This window comes from Embleya sp. NPDC005971 (assembly GCF_040629175.1).
Taxonomy (GTDB): Bacteria; Actinomycetota; Actinomycetes; order Streptomycetales; family Streptomycetaceae; genus Embleya.
Genome location: NZ_JBEXUX010000150.1, coordinates 1 through 4,906, shown reverse-complemented (window position 1 = coordinate 4,906; position 4,906 = coordinate 1). Strand labels below are relative to the sequence as shown.

Sequence of the window (4,906 nt, the reverse complement as noted above, 5' to 3'; positions counted from 1 at the left end):
CAGATGCACGGCCGAGCCGGGTTCCCCCTGCTCCGCCACCGCATCCTCCTCCAGCGATCACCACAAAGCGCTACCACCGATTACGGGACAGAGCCGTTCGTTTTACAGACCCACCGTCGGCGCGGGGCGAAGTCCCGCGCGCCCATGTCGAGTCGGTGGTGGCCGCCGACGGGTGGCCCGAGGACGTGCGGCTCGGGGTATGGGTGACGACGACCAGGAGCAGGCGGGCGAAGCTGCCTGCCGAGCGGATCGCCGCGTTGGACGTGTTGGGGATGCGCTGGACGTAGGGCGGGGCCGGGCCGCCGGCGGGATGGATCGGGGTTGCTCACGATGAACCCCGTATACAGGCTGCGCGCCGACGGGGGTGCACATCCGCCGCCGACCGGCCCGGACGCGGTCGCGGCCCCGTCGTTTCCCAGCGCGACGGGGCAGGCGACGCCCGAGGCGACGGGCCATCGGTCGGGGGGCGGCGGGGTGTTCGTCTCGTTCGGGTGAAACGTGTGCGCCCGGGGCCGGGTTGCCGGCACGGTGGGCCGGTGCCCTTCGCGGGGTCCACACATTCGCCTCGTGGCGTGCCGTGCGGGCTGTGCCCTACGGAGTCCGGCATTGGGGAAGGGCGTCGACCATGGGGTCGACGCCCTTTCTTGCGTCCCGCGCCCGGTGGGCGTCACCCCGGGGCGGGTGGGTCGTTGGGGTCGGTGTGGTGGTCCGGCGTTTCCTCGTCGCCGGGCGGGCCGCGCCGGTCGGTCCATCCCCCGAGGCCGCCGGTGTCCGATTCGCGGGCGGCGCCGGCCGGCACGACGTCGGCGCCGCCCGCGAGAGGGGCGAGGGTCACGCGGTGTCGTAGACCCAGTGCAGCCGGCCGTCCGGGGGATCCGCGTGCTCGTAGTGGCTGCGCCCGTATCGCCACGCGCAGCCGTCGGCCTCCAGGGCGACCCCGTTCGGGTAGGGCGGGTCGTGGTCGTCGACCAGGACCAGCCACTCGCCGTCGAGGGGCCGCCGGTCAACTCGATGCCGGGGTGGTCGGGTTCGGGGTCGGGGTAGCCGGGGTCGCTGCCGTACCAGCGCCGGGGCGGGGTGTCGGGCGGGGGTGTGTCGGTCATGGCCCCGACCGTAGCCGGCACCCCCGACGCGCGACCGCCGATCGCGCAAACATGCCGGCGGCGGCACCCGGCCGGGCCGGGCCCGGGTGCGCGGAGGGTGCTCGGGGGGTGCTCGGGTCGGTGGTATCGGGGCGCGGGTGTGGGCGGTGTTCGAGCGGGACGGCCCGGCCGAGGGGTCGCCCAGGAAGAAGTCCGCATCCGCCCCCGGCTGTTCGGGGGTTGCGACCAGGGGAAACGATCCCGGGCGGCCGGACGCGTAGGCAACACGTAGGGCAATACGTACGGCAATACGGTGGGCAACACGTACGGCAACACGTATGGCAACACGTATGGCAACACGGTAGGCAACCCCGCTTCGGGGCCGCCGGTTTCAAAAATCGCCCCCCGTTCGAGGCGGCCGGGCCGGCCATCCGGGCCGGGATCAGCGGGTACTTCCGCACACGTCGTGGGTGCGGTAGCCGGGCGGCAACCGGTCGAACAGCCACGCGCGGCGGTCTCCTCCCATCCCGCTTCGCCGGGCGGGCGACACACCCCGAGGCGGTGCGTGCGGTGCGCGCCGGCGCGCGGGGACGACCCGAACCGCTAGCCGGGCAAGTCGGGGGACGGGCCGGCGGCTCGGCCGGGCGGGTCGGTGGGGCCTCCGAACGTTCGCAGGCGCTCCACGAGGTCGCGACGCTGGGCCCGTTCGCCTTCGAGGACGTCGGCCAGGAGGTCCATGTCGCGGTGGGCTTCGATCGCGGTGCGCACGATGGCGGCGAGGGTGTCGGGCGGTAGGGCTTCGGCCTGGGTGGTGGAGGTGCCGACGAAGGAACGGCGGTCGGTGGGCTTGGCGGGTGCGGTGGGCAGGTGGTGGTCGGTGATCTGCTGCTCGGTGACGACCAGGCGCTCGAAGTCGATCCGGGTGTGCGGTGCGTCGACGACGGCGAACGCGGTGACGTCCTCGGCCAGCGCGGTGAACAGATGGACGCCGCTGGGGTCCCAGTCGGACACCACCAGGATCCGCACCGCGTCGTGCGTTCGGGCCGCGGCGCGTCGTGCGGCGGCGCGTTTGCCGGGCAGGCCGTTGAAGCCGCCGCCGGAGTAGACGGGCACGCCGTAGGGGTCGGCGACGGTCACCAGTTGCGGAACCATGCCCGCGGTCTCCGACCACACTTCCAACCGCACCGGCTGGCCTGCCTGTCGGTCCAGGCGGAAGTCCTCGCCCAGCGCGAGGAGCGTGCGCCGGAAGTGGTCGGGCCCGGTGTAGGCGAGGGGTTCGACGCCGACCGCGGTGTCGTCGCGCAGCGCGTCCCAGGGGACGCGGCCCGAGCGGCGGGCCATGCCGAGGACTTCCACCAGGCGCTTGTACGTCTTCTCCTCCTTGGCCAGGACGCCATCGGAGACGAGGGCGTACCAGGTCTGGCGGATCGTCAACGGCAGTTGTGCGGTGTACCGGTCCAGGACGCGGTCGACCGCGGCGAGCAGGTCACGCGTCGCCGCCCGTGGACACCACGACGGCTGATAGCCGCGAGGCCGTTTCTCCGGCATACGAACCCCTTCACGTTCCTGGAAGGGACGCCAGTCCCTTCCAGGATCCCCCACCCGGCTCCGACGTCGGATGAGGCGGATCCGACCCGGCCGGCCCGGATCAATGGGTGAGGCTGTCGAGCCAGAGGGCGAGTGTGTGGGCGACGTCGCCGGCATCGCGGGTCTGTTCGTACAGCGGCAGCGGCACCCGCGTCAGCTCCCAGTAGGGCGGGTCCTCGGGTGGGGCCGGTTCGGCCGCCCACGCCGTTTCCACGTCGGTGAGCGCGTCGGCGTTGCCGCCGAGGCGGCAGGCGCCGGCGCATTCGACCAGCGCGGTCCCGATCGCCTCGGCGCCGGTGCCGGGCGGCAGTGCGGCGGCCACCGCGCGCATCCGCCCGGCCAGCGCGTCGAGGCGGTGCGCGTCGCGCAGCCACATCGGGCGCGGCCCGGCCGGCACGTCCGGCACGTCGGTGGCGGTTCGGTGGGCGTCGACGTGCGCGGCGAGTACCCGGTCCGTCGGTGTCGTGGCACGGCCGGCCCGCCGGGCGCGGGCGCGGGTGATCGCCCGGCGGGCGGTGGCGTGTGCCGTGGGCCGGTCGCCGACGGTCCAGCCGGGCGTCGAGCGCAGCTCGCGCAGCCGGTAGGCGACCGTGCGCGGCGGCACGCTCGCGTGCGGCGTGGCGAGATCGGCGGCGGTGTGCGGGTCGAGCAGGGCGGGCAGGCGGGTCAGGCTGTCCGGGGTCGGGGCGTACTCGGGTCGCACGTGCGCGGGCAGCGCCTCGGCGAGCAGGCGTTCGGTGGATAGGGGTGTTCACGTACACGGTCCCCCGGCTGTAGTGCACCGCGCCGCGGCCGTGGGGCGGTGGGTCGCTCGACAGCGCTCCGGATGGGAACGCCTCGGCGAGGTGCAGTGCGCCGAGCTCGTCGCGTTGGGCCTGACACCACCGGCCGCGCCCGCCGTGCCCGTGGTGCCGGCTGTGGCCGGGGCGGGCGGCGCGTCGGGCGCGGGCGGGGGCGGTGGTCGTGCCGGACGGGTCGCGACCCGAGTGGACCCGGGAGCAGGCGTTCGCCATCGTGCTCGACGCCGCGACGGCCTACCGGGAACGCGTCGGCACCCGGGTGGTGCCAGCGGCCCGGGCCGGGATGGAGTGGGGATTCCGCAACCACGGGCCTCCTATACAGGCCGCTCTCCCGCGCGGGTGTGTGTTCGCCGGTGACCAGCCTCGACACCGGGGGTCGGGCCCGTCGCTTCAAACGCGACGGGCGAGGCGACGGGGTGGGCGACGCCCCACACGACGGGCCTACGTCAGCCTAAGAGGTCCTAACAAAGGCGTTTCACGTGTCGGTGGGTGATGAGGCAGACGGCGAGGCCGAGGAAGGCTTCGTGGATGTCGTCGCGTCGTTCCCAACGAATGCGAAGGCGACGGAAGCCGTGCAGCCACGAAATGGTTCGCTCCACGACCCAGCGCACGCGTCCGAGGCCGGATCCGTGGGGTTGTCCCCGTCGAGCGATCACGGGTTTGGTGCCTCGCGCCCACACGAGGCGGCGGTATTTGTCGTGGTCGTAGCCGCGGTCACCGTAGAGGGAGTCGGGTCGTCGGCGAGGCCGTCCCACCCGTCCGCGGACGTTGGGAACCTTCGCGAGCAAAGGCACGACCTGGGTGACGTCGTTGCGGTTTCCGCCGGTCAGGGACACCGCGAGCGGGATTCCCCGTCCCTCGACCAGGACGTGGTGCTTACTGCCCGGTCGCGCGCGATCGACCGGGCTCGGTCCGCTTTTGGGCCCCTTCGAGCGGCCCGGACGTGGCTGGAGTCGATCACCGCCCGCGACCAGTCGAGCTGTTTGGCCGCGTGGAGTCTCGCGAGCAGGATCGCGTGCAGTCGGTCCCACACGCCGGCCTCGTTCCATGCCGCGAGACGACGCCAACACGTCATCCCCGACCCGAAACCCAGCTCCTGTGGCAGGAACTCCCATTGGATTCCGGTGTGTAGGACGAACAGGATCCCACACAAAGCCCGCCGATCCGGCACACGAGGCCTACCCGGCACCGCCTTCGGCGCCGGCTCGGGCAGCAACGGCTCGATCAGGGACCACAGTTCGTCCGAAACCACCCACGGACGCGACTCACCTCTGCGCACACCACGCACAACGACCGAACAAGCCGATAGTCACACCAGACTCATTATTTGTTAGGACTTCTAAGTGGGCGTTTAATGTGGGCGAGTTGCGCCTTATGTTCTAGTAGGTGCCTCGCCAGGTAGGTGTGGCTTCGTCCGTTATGCGTTTGGTGAGATTG

Annotated in this window: 6 protein-coding genes; 1 reads left to right on the top strand and 5 read right to left on the bottom strand. The window is 72.5% G+C overall.

All coding sequences use genetic code 11. The features are described 5' to 3' along the window. The first annotated feature begins 158 nt into the window (after nucleotides 1-158). Complete coding sequence (locus tag ABZ374_RS47960; RefSeq protein ID WP_360324994.1) at nucleotides 159-287, top strand: helicase associated domain-containing protein; 129 nt, start codon at nucleotides 159-161, stop codon at nucleotides 285-287. 380 nt (nucleotides 288-667) lie between these two features. On the opposite strand, the gene ABZ374_RS47955 is transcribed toward ABZ374_RS47960, so the two are convergent. The 5 genes from ABZ374_RS47955 to ABZ374_RS47935 form a co-directional block, all read right to left on the bottom strand. Then, a complete protein-coding gene (locus ABZ374_RS47955) occupies nucleotides 668-835 on the bottom strand; it encodes a hypothetical protein (protein ID WP_360324992.1) in 168 nt (55 codons plus the stop codon). Next, complete coding sequence (locus tag ABZ374_RS47950; RefSeq protein ID WP_360324990.1) at nucleotides 832-1,152, bottom strand: hypothetical protein; 321 nt, start codon at nucleotides 1,150-1,152, stop codon at nucleotides 832-834. The genes ABZ374_RS47955 and ABZ374_RS47950 overlap by 4 nt, the downstream gene beginning before the upstream one ends. A 533-nt stretch (nucleotides 1,153-1,685) precedes the next feature. Continuing rightward, complete coding sequence (locus tag ABZ374_RS47945; protein WP_360324987.1) at nucleotides 1,686-2,630, bottom strand: hypothetical protein; 945 nt, start codon at nucleotides 2,628-2,630, stop codon at nucleotides 1,686-1,688. Nucleotides 2,631-2,730: 100 nt separating this feature from the next. Then, a complete protein-coding gene (locus ABZ374_RS47940; RefSeq protein WP_360324984.1) occupies nucleotides 2,731-3,372 on the bottom strand; it encodes a hypothetical protein in 642 nt (213 codons plus the stop codon). A gap of 558 nt (nucleotides 3,373-3,930) precedes the next feature. Continuing rightward, a protein-coding gene (locus ABZ374_RS47935; RefSeq protein ID WP_360324981.1) for an IS5 family transposase occupies nucleotides 3,931-4,748 on the bottom strand; the annotation gives its coding sequence in 2 pieces (ribosomal slippage) (nucleotides 3,931-4,416 and nucleotides 4,419-4,748; 816 coding nt in all). Nucleotides 4,749-4,906: the final 158 nt, after the last annotated feature.

Excerpts from the sequence above, each read along its gene's own strand:
- ABZ374_RS47945 (WP_360324987.1), bottom strand. The coding sequence starts at position 2,630 with ATGCCGGAGAAACGGCCTCGCGGCTATCAGCCGTCGTGGTGTCCACGG.